General features: G+C 43.6%; 17 protein-coding genes and 1 pseudogene. 3 read left to right on the top strand and 15 right to left on the bottom strand.

Going from position 1 to position 16,650, the window contains the following annotated elements:
• Positions 1 to 66: 66 nt before the first annotated feature.
• From MHH76_RS01325 to MHH76_RS01315, 3 genes are all read right to left on the bottom strand, one after another.
• Positions 67 to 258, bottom strand: coding sequence for a YbxH family protein (locus MHH76_RS01325; RefSeq protein WP_003178500.1), 192 nt, complete (start codon positions 256 to 258; stop codon positions 67 to 69).
• Between the two features lie 16 nt (positions 259 to 274).
• A complete protein-coding gene (locus MHH76_RS01320; RefSeq protein WP_003178498.1) occupies positions 275 to 523 on the bottom strand; it encodes a hypothetical protein in 249 nt (82 codons plus the stop codon).
• 71 nt (positions 524 to 594) lie between these two features.
• Positions 595 to 3,021: an MFS transporter gene (locus MHH76_RS01315; RefSeq protein WP_230631812.1), complete on the bottom strand. Its 2,427-nt coding sequence runs from the start codon at positions 3,019 to 3,021 to the stop codon at positions 595 to 597.
• A gap of 122 nt (positions 3,022 to 3,143) precedes the next feature.
• Between MHH76_RS01315 and MHH76_RS01310 the strand changes: the two genes are divergently transcribed.
• Positions 3,144 to 4,037 (top strand): LysR family transcriptional regulator, encoded by an 894-nt coding sequence (locus tag MHH76_RS01310; protein WP_020449942.1) that lies wholly within the window; start codon positions 3,144 to 3,146, stop codon positions 4,035 to 4,037.
• 84 nt (positions 4,038 to 4,121) lie between these two features.
• Here the strand turns inward: MHH76_RS01310 and MHH76_RS01305 are convergent, their stop codons facing one another.
• From MHH76_RS01305 to MHH76_RS01270, 8 genes are all read right to left on the bottom strand, one after another.
• Positions 4,122 to 4,727: an alpha/beta fold hydrolase gene (locus MHH76_RS01305; protein ID WP_268441504.1), complete on the bottom strand. Its 606-nt coding sequence runs from the start codon at positions 4,725 to 4,727 to the stop codon at positions 4,122 to 4,124.
• Between the two features lie 271 nt (positions 4,728 to 4,998).
• The gene (locus MHH76_RS01300) at positions 4,999 to 5,706 is read right to left on the bottom strand and encodes a YjjG family noncanonical pyrimidine nucleotidase (RefSeq protein WP_020449940.1); all 708 of its coding nucleotides are present in this window, start codon (positions 5,704 to 5,706) and stop codon (positions 4,999 to 5,001) included.
• A gap of 22 nt (positions 5,707 to 5,728) precedes the next feature.
• Positions 5,729 to 6,676, bottom strand: a complete 948-nt coding sequence (locus MHH76_RS01295) for a phosphotransferase (protein ID WP_035337441.1) — start codon at positions 6,674 to 6,676, stop codon at positions 5,729 to 5,731.
• A 63-nt stretch (positions 6,677 to 6,739) separates the two neighbouring features.
• On the bottom strand, positions 6,740 to 7,609 hold the full coding sequence (locus MHH76_RS01290; RefSeq protein ID WP_020449938.1) for an aminoglycoside 6-adenylyltransferase: 870 nt from the start codon (positions 7,607 to 7,609) through the stop codon (positions 6,740 to 6,742).
• A 235-nt stretch (positions 7,610 to 7,844) separates the two neighbouring features.
• On the bottom strand, positions 7,845 to 7,982 hold the full coding sequence (locus MHH76_RS01285) for a hypothetical protein (RefSeq protein ID WP_153247060.1): 138 nt from the start codon (positions 7,980 to 7,982) through the stop codon (positions 7,845 to 7,847).
• Between the two features lie 196 nt (positions 7,983 to 8,178).
• Positions 8,179 to 9,318: an erythromycin esterase family protein gene (locus MHH76_RS01280; protein WP_020449936.1), complete on the bottom strand. Its 1,140-nt coding sequence runs from the start codon at positions 9,316 to 9,318 to the stop codon at positions 8,179 to 8,181.
• Between the two features lie 247 nt (positions 9,319 to 9,565).
• Positions 9,566 to 9,985 (bottom strand): hypothetical protein, encoded by a 420-nt coding sequence (locus MHH76_RS01275; protein ID WP_020449935.1) that lies wholly within the window; start codon positions 9,983 to 9,985, stop codon positions 9,566 to 9,568.
• A gap of 74 nt (positions 9,986 to 10,059) precedes the next feature.
• Positions 10,060 to 10,704 (bottom strand): DsbA family oxidoreductase, encoded by a 645-nt coding sequence (locus tag MHH76_RS01270; protein ID WP_035339262.1) that lies wholly within the window; start codon positions 10,702 to 10,704, stop codon positions 10,060 to 10,062.
• A gap of 195 nt (positions 10,705 to 10,899) precedes the next feature.
• On the opposite strand from MHH76_RS01270, the pseudogene MHH76_RS01265 reads away from it, so the two are divergent.
• Positions 10,900 to 12,637, top strand: a pseudogene (locus tag MHH76_RS01265) (ABC transporter ATP-binding protein).
• 25 nt (positions 12,638 to 12,662) lie between these two features.
• Positions 12,663 to 13,187, top strand: coding sequence for a DinB family protein (locus tag MHH76_RS01260; protein WP_025810870.1), 525 nt, complete (start codon positions 12,663 to 12,665; stop codon positions 13,185 to 13,187).
• 137 nt (positions 13,188 to 13,324) lie between these two features.
• On the opposite strand, the gene MHH76_RS01255 is transcribed toward MHH76_RS01260, so the two are convergent.
• The 4 genes from MHH76_RS01255 to MHH76_RS01240 form a co-directional block, all read right to left on the bottom strand.
• Positions 13,325 to 14,506 carry an MFS transporter gene (locus MHH76_RS01255; protein WP_035337443.1) on the bottom strand — a complete coding sequence of 394 codons (1,182 nt, stop codon included), beginning with the start codon at positions 14,504 to 14,506 and terminating at the stop codon, positions 13,325 to 13,327.
• A 141-nt stretch (positions 14,507 to 14,647) separates the two neighbouring features.
• Complete coding sequence (locus MHH76_RS01250; RefSeq protein WP_025810872.1) at positions 14,648 to 14,950, bottom strand: metalloregulator ArsR/SmtB family transcription factor; 303 nt, start codon at positions 14,948 to 14,950, stop codon at positions 14,648 to 14,650.
• 411 nt (positions 14,951 to 15,361) lie between these two features.
• The gene (locus tag MHH76_RS01245; protein ID WP_025810873.1) at positions 15,362 to 15,856 is read right to left on the bottom strand and encodes a small multi-drug export protein; all 495 of its coding nucleotides are present in this window, start codon (positions 15,854 to 15,856) and stop codon (positions 15,362 to 15,364) included.
• Positions 15,857 to 15,946: 90 nt separating this feature from the next.
• Positions 15,947 to 16,627, bottom strand: coding sequence for a MerR family transcriptional regulator (locus MHH76_RS01240; RefSeq protein ID WP_043054020.1), 681 nt, complete (start codon positions 16,625 to 16,627; stop codon positions 15,947 to 15,949).
• Between the last annotated feature and the right edge of the window lie 23 nt (positions 16,628 to 16,650).

Here is a 16,650-nt window from a genome sequence, read left to right as displayed (position 1 = left end):
CTGCAAGCGGATGATAGATATCAAAATCCAAAAATAAAAGCCGCCCGTCGGCAGCCTCTTCAAACCTTATATTTTATTTTCATAGCAATAATGATTGACAAGCTCTTCAATTAAATCATGTTCTGGAAACTCTCCGTGAAACTCAAAGGGAATCTCCTCGACAAACCGGCCGCGCCGGTATACATGGATGGCGCCGTTTTGTCTGGTCACGCTGTATTCCGGTTCAAACGTGTATCCGTTCCGCTCTATTGCACCCATTGTTCATGCCCGCCTTTCAAAACAACAGTTCATACACTTCGTTTAATTCTCTTGTTCGTTTATGGTCCTGTTCATTCAGCGCATATTTCATCTCATGTTCAAGCACTTGATTCAGAAATTCCATTTCCCGCTCCTCCAAGTGCTCGACAAACTCTTCTTCATTGGCATATCGCCCGGAAACGATTTTTCTGTAAATGTTTTGTCCTATGCCGTGTTCAAGGTGATTCGACAGTGACTCACGGAGGTAGCCCAATGTTGTGTCCATGATTCAATCTCCTTTTTTACCTTATAGGTTGGGTGAATTCTTGATGATTCATGCATGAGTGGCCTAAATTTTCAATAAGAAAAAGGCGATACACCATGATGCTGTGCAGATAAAAACTTTCTCCTTCCCAGATGGTAGGCACCTAGAGCGAAGAAGACTGAACACGCAGCAATGAGAAAGACGGCTTTTCCCCCGTACAAGGCAAGCATCATTCCCCCCAGCCAAGGCCCTAAAAATTCACCGATGTTGTATAAGTTTTGCATGCCGTAATACGCGCCCTTCATATGATCCGGAGCAAGCTCGTCCAAAAGGACATTCATTGAAGGAAAACATAAAATTTCGCCGATTGTCAGAACAAACATCGAAAGCATAAAAACAATCCAGCCATTTGCGACAGAAAAACCGACATTCCCCAACATGCAAAAAACGGTTCCAATTGATATTGTTGTTAAGGATTTATACTTCTCAAATAAACGGGTGAGCGGCACTTGTAAAAGGATGACCGTCACTGCGTTTAACGTAATTAAAGTCGAAAATATTTTAACTCCGTTTGCAAAGTCGTTATTTAAATACTGCAGCAAAGTACTTTCCATTTGCGAATAGCTGAACAAAAAAAGGATGCCGCCGGCTATGTAAAATCGAAGAGCCTTGTCTTGCTTTAACGTTTTCAAAACGGAACCTGCCTGAATTTTTTCAGAAGCGGTTTTTGTCTCTTTCACCGTGATCAGCCGAATCATCATCAAGCTTAAAAGTGCAGCATAGCCAAAATAGACAAGCCCTGTGATGATAAACGGCGTTCCGGTTTTGGCAAGACCGAAATAAGTGCCCAATAAAGGTCCGACAGCGGCTCCAATATTAATGGCCAAATACCGCAAAGAGAAAATGCGGAATCTCATCTCCCGTTCCGATAACTCAGCCATCAAAGCCTTTGACACAGGTTCAAAACACGAATGGCAAAGCCCGCTTAAAATATTTAGCAATAAAAACCACATGAAATCATGGACAAGTCCAAAAAGAATGAATACAAAGCTCCAAATGAAAATGGATGAAAGCATCACTTTTTTTCTGCCGATTTTATCTGAAAGCGCTCCTCCGACTACCCCTCCTACAGTGCTTGAAAAATAGCCTAAACCGATCACAAGCCCGATGGTTCCAAAATCGGCTCCCGTTTTCATATGAAGATAGAGTGCCAAAAACGGGGTGGTCATCGACTTAGCCGCCTTTGTGACAAGCGTACCTATCAGCAAAAATCGGATCAACGGGTGAAGGCGACTGAATGCTTTAAATTGCGCAAACATCCGAAGTCTTTTCCCATTCGGTATGACATGAAACCACGTTGCAAGCCAGCTGATGCGGCCGCTTAATTCGGCTTCTGTGTGCCCGGTAATCAAACAGCCTGCAATTGCGTCTACACTGGAAGACGAGCCGTGGAACCTGTCTCCGGCTTGAGCGAAAATATTTTGTTGCGCTAGCCAGTCTGTAGCTGGTGCCGGCTTGATTTCTTTCAGCACGCCGTCTTTTGGTGGAATCAACAGCCAGCCGCTTAGGCGGCGCGGATTGTTGTTCACCGCCGGAATATGAAAGTCCAGGCCGCATTGCGCTTTAACACACGCTTCATTGATATCAAAGCCGAAAGTCTGCGCAGTAGCTTCGCGGACCATAGCGCCGCCGGTTCTGCTGGCCACTTCACAAAACACCAGTTCATCATCCGGTGTATGAAACACTTCAGCATGGAATGTTGTAATATCCGGAACAGGAAGGGCAGCAAGCGCTTTTTGAACAAAATCAATCAACCGACGGGTGAGCGGATTTTCCCGTTCAAGCTGGAGGCTGCCTAAAAACTGTTGTTCCTGAAAAGCCAGACATCCGTTGATATAACGCGACGGCCAGCTGAGGACAGTCTCTCCATCAAGGATCAGACCGTCTATATGATACATATCCCCTTCGATAAACGACTCAACCTCCAGATGATCAGGAAGACCTTTCGAAAGAAAATTCCACACGTCCTGCCGATCCCTTAAAACGGTTGTATCAACAGACCCCGATCCGCAAATAGGCTTAACGACCACAGGAAAACCGAAAGTTTGAACAAACGTATATAAGTCGGCCGCCGAGTCGATTTTCTTAAAGTCCGGAACCTTTACACCGGATTTTCTGACTTGCTCTTTCATTAATATTTTGTTGCGGAACAACAGAGCGCTTTCGTAAGACTGCCCTTTTATACCCAAAAGCGACCTCAGCTTCCCCGCCCTCAACATATCAAATTCTGATGATGCAATAATCGTTTTAAAGTGATACGTTTCATTCAGCTCCAAAGCACGCATCTCGATGCATCCATTAACCGGATAATCGTCAAACGCTTCGATCACATCATAATTTCTGCATTCATCCGCACGATCGGTTGAAGTCAGCATGGCCACCGGTTCGTTCAATTCCTCCAGCCATACATCATACGGAGACTTGCAATAAGCTGTTTTATTTAGGATAAGCGTACTCATAGCCGTTTCTCCTTTCTTGTAAAACATGTTGTTCAACTTTATAATAGTAAAAGTATTTAGATAACTCTAATATATCTTTATTTGATATTGATAACTTTTATTTATAAATAGAGGTGTGAAATATGAATCTTCATGCACTGCGATTGTTCTATTCGGTCGCGGAAACAGGCAGCGTCACCCAAGCTGCCAAACAGCTAAACATCAGCCAGCCTGCCGTCACCTCCCAAATTAAGAAATTAGAACGCGAGATCGACTGTACCTTATTCGTTCCTAAAGGCAGGGGGATTCTGCTGACACAGTCCGGAGCAGAGCTTGCAAAACAGGCAAAGCGGCTGTTTTCACTTGAAAAAGAAATTGAATTGTACGTGGAACAGTTAAGGGAAGGGTCAATTGGAAAACTGCGTATTGCCGCCACCTTCCTCCCCGCCAATTATTTGCTGCCAAGATGGCTCAGCCGCTATAAACAGCAATTTCCCAAGACAGAAGTTGAAATCACGACAACGAACTTTCAAAAAGCTTGTGAACAGCTGATCAACTATGAAGCGGACATTGGCCTGATCGGCGGGACAACGGAATTCGATCCTTTCATAAAAGGGACGCTGCTTTTAGAAGATGACATGCTGTTTGTCGTCAATAAAAATCATAGGCTTGCATCACAGTACACGACATTGGAAGAAGTGGTGAAAGAACCGTTTATCTTTCGTGAAGAAGGAAGTCTTTCCCGGGAGAAATTAATTTCTTTATGCACATTGCATCATGTCGACAAACCCAGAATAGGTATACAAATAAACGGATTGAATGAAACGATCAGAACGGTGATGGAAGGTTATGGAGTCGCTTTCACATCCTCTCTTGAAGTAAACGAATATATTGACCGGGGAGATATAGCGCGGGTTCATGTCAAACAAGTCGATTTAAAAAATCCTATTTCATTATGCATTAGAAGAGATGATCACCTTGCTCCTTCCGCCAGCAACTTTATTCAAATGATTCAAACGGCTTCGTATAGACCTTAGCCGGCAAATGAAGAAACGGGTTAAAGCGCTTTAAAGGAGAGGATCATAAACAAAAAAAGCTCTCGCAAAAAGCGAGAGCTTTCTTTATGATTTGATCCAGTCAAGCATCACGTTCACGATCTCCTCCTGCTGTTTAACAGCTGGGATCTTCGCGGGACGATCCCCCCTTTGTTCGCCGTACATACCAAATTGGGCGTGGTTGCCCCCTTTGATTTCCTCAAACACTGTTGTATCAGGCAGGTTCTTTCCGGAGGCTGCTGTTTTTTCTTGAGTTGAAAGGCCATCGCGTTCACCTGATATAGAAAGAACACGGTACGGCGCACTTTTTATCGATTGTGAATCAGAAGGATAGGAGGCGAGAAAATAAAGCCCGTCAATCTTATCTGGATGCTTTTTGGCGTACATGGCTGCTGCCGCACCTCCTAAAGAATGTCCCCCGAGATACCAATGATCAATATTACTGTTATCTTTTATCATTCTTTCTGCTTGATTCGGATTGAATATGGCCAAAGAAAAAGGCATGCGCGGGATAAAGACACTGTAACCATTTTGTTTCAGCTTTTCGCCGATGTAAGCATAAGCAAGCGGTTCAACTTTTGCCCCAGGATATAAAATGATCCCGGTATTTGCCCCATCCGCTTGAAAAGTGTAAACACCGTTTTTACTTTCGACTTGATCAAGGTTGATCATCTTTTTGAGTTTGTTTGATGGTTCATATGTAAAACGGCTCCACACAAAAAACGCGCTGAATAACAGAACAAAAACTGCGACTAACGAAAAAACCGCAGTTTTCAAAACCTTTCTTCGTTGCATGTTTCACCAGTCTTCCTCTGCTTTGTTTTAATTTAGCTCCCGGAAAATCCACCGCAACTCGGCCGTCGGAAGTTCAGCTTCCGCATCCTCCCTGTTGCAGTTTGCAGACAAAGGTAATGGAAAACCGATTTACTCGTATCGGCAGCAATCAGGCCGAAGGTACTTTTCCATGATTTAAAATGTGCTGGAGTTCATTAAGCCTTTGAATTTGATAAGTCGGCTCAATGTCCGTATGATTCGCTGACATGTCTGGATTCATCCAGCATGTATCCAATCCGGCCAGCCGCCCCCCTTTTATGTCCGCTGTCAATGAATCCCCGATGATCAGCCCTTGATCGGCAGAAAAATGAGGAATTCGTTCAAAAACGTAATCAAAGTATTCTTTCATCGGTTTTTGAAAACCGGTGTCCTCTGAAACAAAAATCCCTTTAAACATCGGGTATAATCCCGAAGCTTGCAGACGCTTATACTGCGTTTTTGAAATACCGTTCGTCACGATATATAAATCATATTGATCCTGCAGGCTTTCAATTAATTCAAAAGCGCCGTCTATCAGTTGATGCCCTTCTTCAAGGAAGCTGCGATACTTCTCCTCAAGCAAAACGCCGTCAGCCTCTAGACCATATTCTTTGAATAAAAGGGAAAAACGCGTATTGACCACTTGGCCGCGGTCTATCTCCCCTTTTTCAAACGCCCTCCATAAACCTTGATTGATACGTCTATAATTCGCTTCTATTTCAGCTGTTAAAGGAATTTGCTGTTCCTGAAAAAGCTTCCGCAGTGCTGACTTTTCCGCAGCACCGAAGTCTAATAATGTGTCATCCACATCAAAAAATAAAGTACGATAATTTTTCACAGATGTTCCTCCATTTAGTTTTTTAACAGTCGATCTTGCTGTCCTCTATGGCCTCAAGCTCGTTTTTCAGCAAGCTCAGCGTCTCTGCCTTTTCTTTTTCTGTCTGAATGTCAAACGCCAGCTGCTCTGTAAACTCCCATATGTCCTCCAGTCTTCGCCTGATCTGATAAAACCGCAATGCGTTCTGATCAATTTCAAACCCTTTATGAGTCTCACGATAAACCCGCAAAAACTCTTGTACATACGGTTGATTGGCAAAAAACATCAGATCCGCTTCAACAGGGGCCAATTTCAAGCCCTCCCAATCGATCAGAATCAATTCCCCGCCCGTTTTCATCATATTCCATCCATGAATATCTGTATGGCACAAAGCCAATCTTCTGTCGCTGCATTTCAAATCATCCGCCAGGGACAAGGCTGCCTCCATCATCTCGCGGATTGATCCGATGTAGGGTTGAATGAGTGGCGCCAGCTCACAAGGAAGGTGATCAAGCCATTGTTTCATCTCGCCTAAAAACGAAATATCATAGTTTTCTTTTATTCTTTCTGTCTTCACCGGGATCGTCTCGTCATATCGGTGCAGCTCCGCTATGATGCTGGCGAGCTTCTCCTCGCAGCCTTTGCCGAGCGGCCGGCCACCAATGGTTTCCCCGGCGATGTATTCATAAAGCACATAAACCGCATCATCATCTTCGCACTTGTATTCTCCATTTGTTGTTAAAAGCGGCACAGGCAGCTTCCCGCTGAGAGCGGTGCGGTCACTCAGCCACCTGAGAACAGGCATATAATCATCAATCAGAGCCGTCCATTTCGCTGTCGATGCCCTATTTTTATCATACACTTTTAGAAAGAAAGCGGCTTTTCCATCGGTTACTTGATAAGCGAGTGCTGTCCATCCCCCTTGCTCGGGAGAAATGTTCACACTGTCGATTCCATAATGGCCCTTCAATATTTTTTTAAGACTGAACATGGCGTTCACCTCCGCAAAAAACACACTCCCGGCTCACCTGCCGGGAGTGCGGCCATCATCTGATTAGTCAATTACCTTTGCATCAGGCTTCAGCTGCTGAACGCGTCTCACGTACTGTTTGACTTTCTCGGCTTCTGCGAAAAGATATTGTTCAGCCAGATGTTCAGCGACTGCTGCCGCTGTCTCTTCAAACAGATCCCACATCTTAAACAAACTGTTCCATACACGCTCATAACCAGCTGGCGGATATGTCTCCAAAAGCCTTTCCCACGTATTTCGATCAACATAGCGATCAAGAAACTTTGCATTCTTGCCTATGCTCAGCGAAAAGCCCGTTTCAAAACCGACCTTCCATTCGAGCATTTTCAGCAGCATGGCCCTGACGAGGTTTAAATGATCGAGTGCATAAAGAATTTCCTGCCGCCACAACCCTTTGGCCACATATGTCGACGTCCACCAAAATTCATTGCAGCAGTCGGCGAAGCATTGCGGGGACGGTTTTTGCACCCAATATTCCCGATCCGTCGGCGGCGGGATAACGGGCAGGTCCTGATCCTTATCGAGCAGGATCACGGTTAATCCGTCTTCCCGGCAGTATTCCAGCTTTTCTTCAAGAGGCACAAGAATCAAATCAATGCGGCTACCGTCAGTAAATAACATCAAATAAGAAAAGCGGTTGCCAAGCTCATTCGGAAACAGCTCCATCGCTTCCGGCGTCTGCATGATGATCCGCTCCCCAAAAACGTCAACCCAGCCCGGCTCATCAAGAAAAGACTGCATATCTGTTACAACATAGACCATATCATAATCGCGAAAAGGGTCTTTCGGAACATTCGGATTCGTCCGCGAACCGTTCATACCGACCGCTCTAACGCGGTCGTCCTCCCGTGCGACCTTCAGCACCAAATCGATGATTTCCTGCTCTGTACGCATGTATATCAACCTCCTCTTTTTAATGGTTATAGAAAAACTTGATGAGGAGGTCCGCGATTACGTGGTTATATGAAATGCTCAGGAAACGTCGTCATCAATATACCCTCCCTCTTTTAACGAATGGCTTTCAGATCGTCTTCAAGGCGATCCAGCTGTGAAGAAAAGCCTTCGGCCATCCCTTTATCATGATTTGTTGAAGATCTTCCTCTCAAGAAACTGTGAACGCGTTACCAGTTTACCTTTGGAGTTCTTCATATTTCTCCTCAACCACCATCTCCGGCATCTCGGGAACAGGATTCCCTTCCTCATCTGCCGAACATATCTTTTCATGGATGTCCTGATAAACGCCTTTACCAAAAGTTAATACGTCCATGAAATTACCCTGGGTCTGACTTGTGCACTCTATGCAATAATCCCATTCACCATTGAAAACCAAAAAAACAGCTTTCAGTTTTCCTCCCTTTGGCCGCCACCAGCAATTTAATATAACGAAAAAGTTCTTTTCCCAACAAAAAATTCCTATAAGCAGAGATCTTCACCTTAGAGGTTATGCTTAACCCGTCAACATCCTATTCAACATTAACAACTGCTGGGGTTACTTTTTTAAAGAATAAAACTCCGTCATACTGTTGAACCGGCTTGAAAGAAATACGCAAGCCTCCTCCCTCAAAAGCCTTCCACTTTTTTCCCCCCCACTTTGAAGCACATGGTATAAAAAAATTGGGATGGGGTGAATTGCTGAGCAGCCACTCCATGTGCTTTTTGTTAACTTTTTTGATAGGATGATCGCCTCCTTGGTTGTCACCCATTCTTCCTTCTCCCGCGTAAAGACCAATAACAAAACTGTCCTCTTTCATAAATTCCGGAAGGTTTTCTACAAATGATCGATATGGTGAAAACCGATTGACGCTGCTTTGTTTTTTGATGTGAAGGTTGTGAGCCCAAATGATAAATTTCTCATCAGGATAAACATGCTGAGATAAAAATTCAAGATTCTTCGCCATTAATTCATCACGATATTCAAACAATTTTGAAAAACCTTTTGTAAAATTCGCCTTAAAATAATTGAGTCTGTTTTTCATCGTCTGTAACACGACATCACGAAGCATAGCAGAGGGGAAAGTCTGTTTTTCAAGCTCCCTTATCAGTCCTTGGCCTATTCTTTCAATTTCTTCTACTGTTTTCCTAAAACGCCGCTTTAACATATAATCTTTATCGAGCATCTCATTTGTACGCGTATCAAATGTTACAAACGTTTTCCTGAGATCCCCTGTCAAATGCGAACGCATGTAGGAGGAAAAGTGCTTATCCATGCTCTGCTGAACATCAACGCCTGTTAAATGCAAAGGCTGCCGCTGTTGAGTTTCCTTCATATACTCAAACAAATCAAGCATAAATTCGTTTTGCCAAACTTTCCCGATGGAACCGGACATATTTTCTTTGGCACTAAGTTCTTCTGAAAGATAATTTCCTATGCTGCAATCTCCCAATTCACTTTCGAAAGCAAGAATACGAAATCCTAATTCCTGATGCAGATATTTGATCAAGCTTGCCTTCGCCTCAATATATTCTTTGACGCAATGGCTGCTTTCACCAAGAAATACAAATCTTTTATTTCGCAATATCTCTTTTAAGGAGCCGAATTTGTAACCATCAATCCCCCCAATATTAATCGACTCATCTCTTATTTCATCAAATAAATCATTCACTGTTTTAGCCTCCTCCCACAATCGCTTGGTCATTGTTTGAATTGTACAATTTGGTGTAAAACCCTTGGTTGCGAATCAATTGTAAATGGTTGCCCATCTCTTGAATCTCTCCGTCTTTTAGCACTAATATGAGATCTGCATCCTTAATCGTACTTAGCCTGTGAGCTATGACAATGCGCGTGCACTGATTGAACATCTAAATGAACCGGCCGAAAAAAGGTGTGAAAACCCTGCGCCAGCAAATGTTTTATTTACGAATCTTGACCAGCTGCCGCTCCTCAAAATAAAACATGCCTGCAATTTCATCCATGTATTTCTTTTTATCCAGCTTGACATGCTTGCCCAGCTGAAGAGCGTTTATATCAATGAAAAAGTCTAAGCGGTCGTCTTTTTCTCTGTCTTCCTCACCGTCCCAGCAAGAGTAAACTTCTATATCTTCACCCTCGGGCATATTTGAATTGATATAGCTGAATAGCGCCCTTATGTCATTTCCCGGTCTATGTAAACAGCCGGTCGCCTCATATACAAACGGCTTGCTGAATTTTGTTTTGACCATTTCGTACCCTTGATCAAGCTCAGCGATACTAATCAAACCTTCTTTTGTTTGGTCCTGGAAGCTCCCCAACGGAAGCTCCTGATCGGCTGCAATAAAATGGTGGAGTGTCAACTGTCTTCCCTCTTCTTTCCTGTATAAAAAAAGAACCCTATTAAAGGGTTCTTCAAATGGCTCATTTTTCCTGCTTAGCAGTTGTTTCCGTCAAGGTCGCACTGCAAGCCGTCAACAGGTTTTTGTTTGCTTTCTTTTTCGATCACCTGTTCAAACACTTCCCTCGCAGCGGCCCCGGCGATCCGTTCATTGCCAATGATAAATGTCGGAACGGCCGTAATGCCTGCTTCTTCGTAAGCGTGTTGGAGCGCCTTCCGCTGCACGTCCTGATATGTTCTGGAGCTTAAAGCTTCTTTAAAAGCCTGCTCATCCAGTCCGGCTTCTTTAGCCAGCGCTGTTAATACGTCGATGTCGCCAATATTTTGATCTTCCTGGAAAAAGGCTTGATAAACCCGGTCATTGTACGCTTTCGCTTTACCGTGTTCTTTTGCAAAGTGATAGCCTTCATGAGCCAAATCTGTATAAGGATGCGGTGAGACGTTTGGCAGCTTCATGTGGACGTCCCAAGCCTCGATTCGCGGCTTAATGGCGCCGTCCCACATTGCCAATTTGGACGGGTCGTTTAACGGATCAAGCTGCTCAGATGGACGCGGCCTCAGTTCGAATGGCAGCCACTCGACTTCCACATCTTTGCCTTCGATCGCTTTTTCGAATTGGTCTTTTCCGAGGAAACAGAATGGACAGACATAATCGGAATATACTTTAATATTTATCGTCATGTTTTTTCTTCCTTTCTTATATGCAATCAACCATATGTAACAATAATAGTTACAATTATCTCTCCTGTCAATCTTTTTAGCATGAAGCTAAAATCGGCAATGATCGGGAACTTTCTGCTGTGTATATCGTAATATGATGAGTTACAGCTTGCGCCATCCACTTCTTTGACATTATATCGATAAGGAGTTTATCAAATGAAAACAGAAAACAACAATAGCATGAAACCGTTTTTCACCATGATTCTCACATCCGGCGTCCCCAGGCTGGCTTTAACCGTCGGTTTGGCCGCAAGCCTCGTCACTACATTGGTCGGCCTGTCCATTCCACTGTTGACAAGGGAAATGGTTGACGGCTTTTTCCGTCCATTCGATCAATCTGGCCTTAGCGGGAATCCTTGCGCTCGTTTTTATTGTTCAAGCGGTCTGCGACGGGTTTTCGACCTATTTTCTTTCCTATGCCGGGCAAAAAGTGGTCGCTTCCCTGCGCGAGCGTATGTGGTTCAAGCTGCTGCGCCTGCCTGTCCGCTACTTTGACGAAAAGACGAGCGGTGAAACCGTCAGCCGTGTTGTCAATGACACCGGCATTGTTGAAAGCTTGATTTCCGACCATTTTCCGCAGTTTGTTTCCGGCATCATCACCATTGTCGGATCGGTGATCATTTTGCTGATCATGGATTGGAAAATGACACTGCTCATGCTGATCTCCGTTCCGATCACGACCTTCATCATGATCCCGCTCGGCATGAAAATGCAGCGCATCTCCAAAACGCTGCAGGATGAAACAGCTTCCTTCACCGGACATGTCCAGCAGACATTAAGCGAAATCAGATTAATGAAAGCATCAAACGCCGAGCATACAGAAAAAATGAAAGGGCTATCAGGCATTTCGAAGCTCTTTCAATACGGACTCAAGGAAGCCCGTATATTTGCGCTTGTCTCCCCGTTTATGCACCTTGTCATTATGATTGTGATCGTCGCCATCATCGGCTACGGCGGCATCCGCGTCTCTGAGGGGACGATGTCGGCAGGTTCACTGATCGCCTTTTTGCTTTATCTGTTTCAAATCATCTTCCCGATCACATCGTTCACAATGTTTTTCACTCAGCTGCAAAAAGCAAAAGGGGCAACAGAGCGGATCATCGAGATTTTGCATACTGAAGAGGAAGAGGGCCAGGAAGGGCTTGAGATGGATATCTCCAATCTTCCGATACATGTCGAGAATGTATCTTTCTCTTACGGCGATGACGAGCCTGTCTTGCGGGAGGTATCTTTCGACGTCGATCCCGGGCAGATGATTGCATTTGTCGGTCCGAGCGGCGGCGGAAAAACGACGATGTTCGGCCTCTTGGAACGATTTTACGAACCGGACTCAGGGGCCATTAACATCGGGGAAACACCGATCAACAAACTGTCGATGAAATCGTGGCGCAGCCAGATCGGCTACGTATCTCAAGACAGCCCGATGATATCCGGCACCATCCGTGAGAACTTATGCTATGGCTTGGACTACGCCGACAGCATTGACGATCCAGAACTGTGGAAAGTCGCGGAAATGGCTTATGCCGACACATTTATTAAACAATTTCCAGAGCAGCTTGATACGGAAGTCGGCGAACGCGGCGTCAAGCTGTCCGGCGGACAAAGACAGCGGATCGCCATCGCTCGCGCCTTTCTGCGTGACCCAAAAATTTTAATGATGGACGAAGCGACAGCCAGCCTCGACAGCCAATCAGAAGCCATCGTCCAGCAGGCGCTTGCCCGCCTCATGGAAGGCCGCACCACCTTCGTCATCGCCCACCGGCTATCGACAATCGTGAACGCGGACCAAATTATATTTATCGAAAAAGGCGAGATCACAGGGCGGGGGCGGCACCACGAGCTGATTGCTTCGCATGCGCTGTATCGTGAGTTTGCTGAGCGGCAGTTGACGTGAACTTTTATGAATGGAGGTCATTCACATGAACTTTCAACTCGAGGAAGCAATCGAAATCCTGGAGCGCACACCACAAACGCTGAGTCAGCTGCTGACCGGATTATCAAGTCCCTGGATCAGCTGCAATGAAGGCGAAGACACGTGGAACGCCTTTGATGTCGTCGGCCATCTGATTGAAGGAGAAAAAAACAATTGGTTACCGCGCATCAAATTGATCGTGACAGAAGGAGCAACGGAACCTTTTCCGCCGTTCGACCGCTTCAGCCAGTTGAATCAAAACGACGGAAAAACGATGGAACAGTTGCTTAACGAGTTTGCAGATATCAGACGGGCGAATCTGAAAACATTACAGCAGATCATTGATCCTGAAACCGACTTCGAACAAACGGGGATGCACCCTGAGTTTGGAATCGTCAAACTGAGAGAACAGATCTCGACATGGGTTGCCCACGACCTTACTCACATCTCGCAAATTGCAAGAGTGCTGGCGAAACGGTATCAGGATGATGTCGGCCCTTGGAGGGCTTATTTGCGGATTTTAGCGGACTAAATAAAAAACACCCGCTCGTTTTACAACGGGCGGGTGTTAGATTTTTCGGCTCAACACTACCTGCCAGATTTTGAAAAAAACAAGTAAGATATGGGGAATGAACCCATTGAATCTTCAACACCAATCAAGGCAACGTATTATGAGCTGATTTCTCTTACAGGTCCTGCTTTCCGTTTGTAATGCGAACTGAAAGTCACCAGAACAGCGACAATCGCAATCGTAACCTCCAATGCCCCAAACCATGTAATAGAAGCGAGCGATATTTTTTCCACAAAAACTCCTCCGATGCCTGCACCTACGGCCATGGCGAATTGCATCATCGATTGATTGATGCCGAGCAATACACCTGACAATTCCGGTTCGAGCGTCGCTAAGTGATATTGCTGTGTCGGGCCGGTAGACCATGCGGCAAACGACCATAATATGAGAATCAACAGTACTCCGACATAGGAATGGGTGACAAGCGACAGTAAAATCAGTGCGATGATATGCAGCGCCATCCCGCCAACGAGTGTAAAAGGAACGCCCCATTTATCGGTGCTATATCCGCCAAACTTCGATCCAACCAAGCTGGCGATTCCAAATATAAGCAAAAAGCCGCTAAGCAAATTGCCGCTTATCCCTGAAACGGTCAGAAGGTAAGGAGACAGATAAGTATATGCAACGGAATACCCTCCGAGCCAGAAAAAAGTGATTGATAACCCCATTGCTACTTTCCGGTTCTTTAAAAGAGAAAGCTGTTGAAGCAAAGGAACAGGCTTATCGCCTTCGGTATGCGGCAAGATTAAGAATATAACAATCATTGCGATGAATCCCAGTAAAGCAATTCCTCCAAATACAGACTTCCAGCCTAATGCTTCTGCCGTCATTCTTCCGAGTGGAACACCTATGATCAGAGAAGCGGTAAACCCCATGACCACTGTAGCAATTGCACTGCCCTGCTTACCCGCCGGAGCGATTTTGGCGGCAATCGTTAATGCCGTGACCACAACCATGCCTGCCCCCAATGCCATAATGACCCGCGCTGCAACAAACCAACCATAGCCAGGCAGGGTAAAGGCCAGAATATTTCCGATCACAAACAAAGCGAGAGCATACATCATTAACTTGCGCCTATCCATACTTGCCGTCAACGCCATGAGAACCGGTGTGAAAACTGCATACACAAGTGAAAAGATCGTAATCAGCTGGCCCGCGGCAGCTAAAGTTATTCCGAGTGTTTGGGCGATCTGATCCAAAATCCCGGAAATAATGTACTCTGAGGTCCCTACCAAAAAACTGATGATCGCTAAAATATAAATTTTCCAAGCACTAAACATCATCGTTCGCTCCTTCTTCGTTTTATACATTTACATATCACGAAATAACGATATGTAAATCAAAAAATAAACACATCGGAATATGTCGATATGTATGGTGTAAAAATAAACATCATCTAGAGATGTTTATTTTTTGAATGCTCATATCTCTGTTTTAAGAAAGTCAGCAAGCTTTCTGATGGCCTCTTCGTCTCTTTTGTAGTACGTATACTTTCCGATTCGTTCCGCCTTAATCAAGCCGGCTCTTAAAAGAATAGCGAGATATTGAGAAGCCGTTGATTGCGTCATTTTCAATTTGTCTGTGATTTGGCTGACACATACCCCGATTGTGTTCATATCAATCCCTTCATGGGGTTCAAAATGACGATCAGGCTCCTTCAGCCATTGCAAAATTTGCAGCCTTGATTCATTTGATAAAGCTTTGAAAACTTCAATAGGTTCCATACCAATCATTATATCTTCATATCGCAAATTGTCAATATGTTATATGCCCGTTTATTTTTTCTTCGGGTAATTGAAATATTGTGAAAGAGGATTAAAAAAACTTCCACCATTGCTTTTTGGAAAAGACAGCAACATATATTTCTTTATAAACTCACTCATAACATGTGATGATACAACGGTAATTTTTACTTCTTGAACGACACATTCCCTACCTTTTTACCGTTGGCGTTTGACATGAATACCAACACGCATACGTTGGTAGATCGAAAAATAATTGTTAGTTGCCATACTTATATAAGTTTGCAATAGCACCACACTTTGGACGGAGTGAAGGATAAGATAATATGTCTAACAAAAAGCGATACCCTCTTCCAAATCGAGAATTATAAAATTTGGTGTATTGAGTATATTCTAGTTCTTTATATTATTGTAGATATCAACTCCGAAAATTAACAGAACTCCAGTTCCCGCAGCCCACATAACTATACTGACAGTTTGCCAAACGATGATCCTTTTTTTATTTGCTTTCGCTATTATACATACCAATGCTCCAATGTGATTTGTTCCTATTATAGGACCCAAAAGTGAGATCCCGGGAACTCCGTACTTATTGAAGTATGACTTTGCTTTTTGAAAACGTCTGTTAATGTAATGATCAGTGTTATTCTTTTCTTTTTTGGAAAACCAAGATCTCACAAAAGAAGAAAATACTATTACAGCCATAACAGACAGCCAGTTAGCGGTAGCCCCCACTAAAACTACGAGAATAAATGGTAGGCCTAAAAGTATTCCGATTGGTACAGCTACGAAAGCCTCAAGGAAAGGCACAAATCCAATTATAAATACTGCTATAAATTGATAAATAATATTGACTTCTTCTACCCTTTGGAAAATTTCTTGAACCAAAACTAAAACCTCCGTAAATAAGCTTTATACACAGAAAGTGGGAGCGCCAATTTTTTTCTTTAGCCATTGGGTGTACTCTTTTTCAATTAATCATTCTTGTAACTTTGACATATAAGCAAAAGCATTTTTAAGAAAGGCTCTTTCTTCTTCCGTGAAGGGATTGAGTATATTAGGTTCATTATATTGAACCGTTGATTCTATTTCTGCTGTATCAATCTTTAATAACGTTCTGTTAGAAATATCTACCAACTGTTTGATAAATTTTAATGCTTCATCGGATTCAGGATTTGTTTCGTTTGCTATAAGTTCCTTCAAATCCATAAACAATGAAAAGTACTCTTTATCTAAATTAGCTCTTTCACTGCTTCTAAAATTGTGAATAGAACCTTTAGCTTGACTATATTCATTAAAATTTTCCTCTTCAAAAAGAATAGAGTGAATAATAAAGCTGAATAATTTTATATCTACCTTTTCATACCCTGAGATAATAGTTTTCATATGATCCAACTGATCAATCGTTTGACGAATTCTTTCTTGTTCTGCAATAAGTTCTCTTTTTTTGAATGAAATTGAATAGCTAAGTTGCTGTTCTTCTATAAATTGCGATTTTAATAAATCTGCGATGTCTTTAAGTGAAAAGCCTATGAATTTAAGAGATTGTATTTGTTGTAAACGTGAGAGTTCATCAAGGCTATAAAGTCGGTGTCCTCCTTCTTTGTAGTCGGTTGGTATTAGCAAACCAATTTTATCGTAATACCTAAGTGTTCTTATAGAAACTCCTGTTCGTTTAGCCG

This window comes from Bacillus sp. FSL L8-0193 (assembly GCF_037976065.1).
GTDB lineage: Bacteria > Bacillota > Bacilli > Bacillales > Bacillaceae > Bacillus > Bacillus paralicheniformis.
The sequence above is the reverse complement of the archived record's forward strand: the minus strand, read 5'-3'. Positions and strand labels throughout refer to the sequence as shown.

What these genes read in the sequence shown, in the direction of transcription:
- MHH76_RS01325 (WP_003178500.1), bottom strand. Translation starts at nt 258, where the DNA reads ATGGGTGCAATAGAGCGGAACGGATACACGTTTGAACCGGAATACAGC.
- MHH76_RS01320 (WP_003178498.1), bottom strand. Translation starts at nt 523, where the DNA reads ATGGACACAACATTGGGCTACCTCCGTGAGTCACTGTCGAATCACCTT.
- MHH76_RS01315 (WP_230631812.1), bottom strand. Translation starts at nt 3,021, where the DNA reads ATGAGTACGCTTATCCTAAATAAAACAGCTTATTGCAAGTCTCCGTAT.
- MHH76_RS01310 (WP_020449942.1), top strand. Translation starts at nt 3,144, where the DNA reads ATGAATCTTCATGCACTGCGATTGTTCTATTCGGTCGCGGAAACAGGC.
- MHH76_RS01305 (WP_268441504.1), bottom strand. Translation starts at nt 4,727, where the DNA reads ATGATCAACCTTGATCAAGTCGAAAGTAAAAACGGTGTTTACACTTTT.
- MHH76_RS01295 (WP_035337441.1), bottom strand. Translation starts at nt 6,676, where the DNA reads ATGTTCAGTCTTAAAAAAATATTGAAGGGCCATTATGGAATCGACAGT.
- MHH76_RS01290 (WP_020449938.1), bottom strand. Translation starts at nt 7,609, where the DNA reads ATGCGTACAGAGCAGGAAATCATCGATTTGGTGCTGAAGGTCGCACGG.
- MHH76_RS01285 (WP_153247060.1), bottom strand. Translation starts at nt 7,982, where the DNA reads ATGGACGTATTAACTTTTGGTAAAGGCGTTTATCAGGACATCCATGAA.
- MHH76_RS01270 (WP_035339262.1), bottom strand. Translation starts at nt 10,704, where the DNA reads ATGACGATAAATATTAAAGTATATTCCGATTATGTCTGTCCATTCTGT.
- MHH76_RS01260 (WP_025810870.1), top strand. Translation starts at nt 12,663, where the DNA reads ATGAACTTTCAACTCGAGGAAGCAATCGAAATCCTGGAGCGCACACCA.
- MHH76_RS01255 (WP_035337443.1), bottom strand. Translation starts at nt 14,506, where the DNA reads ATGTTTAGTGCTTGGAAAATTTATATTTTAGCGATCATCAGTTTTTTG.
- MHH76_RS01250 (WP_025810872.1), bottom strand. Translation starts at nt 14,950, where the DNA reads ATGGAACCTATTGAAGTTTTCAAAGCTTTATCAAATGAATCAAGGCTG.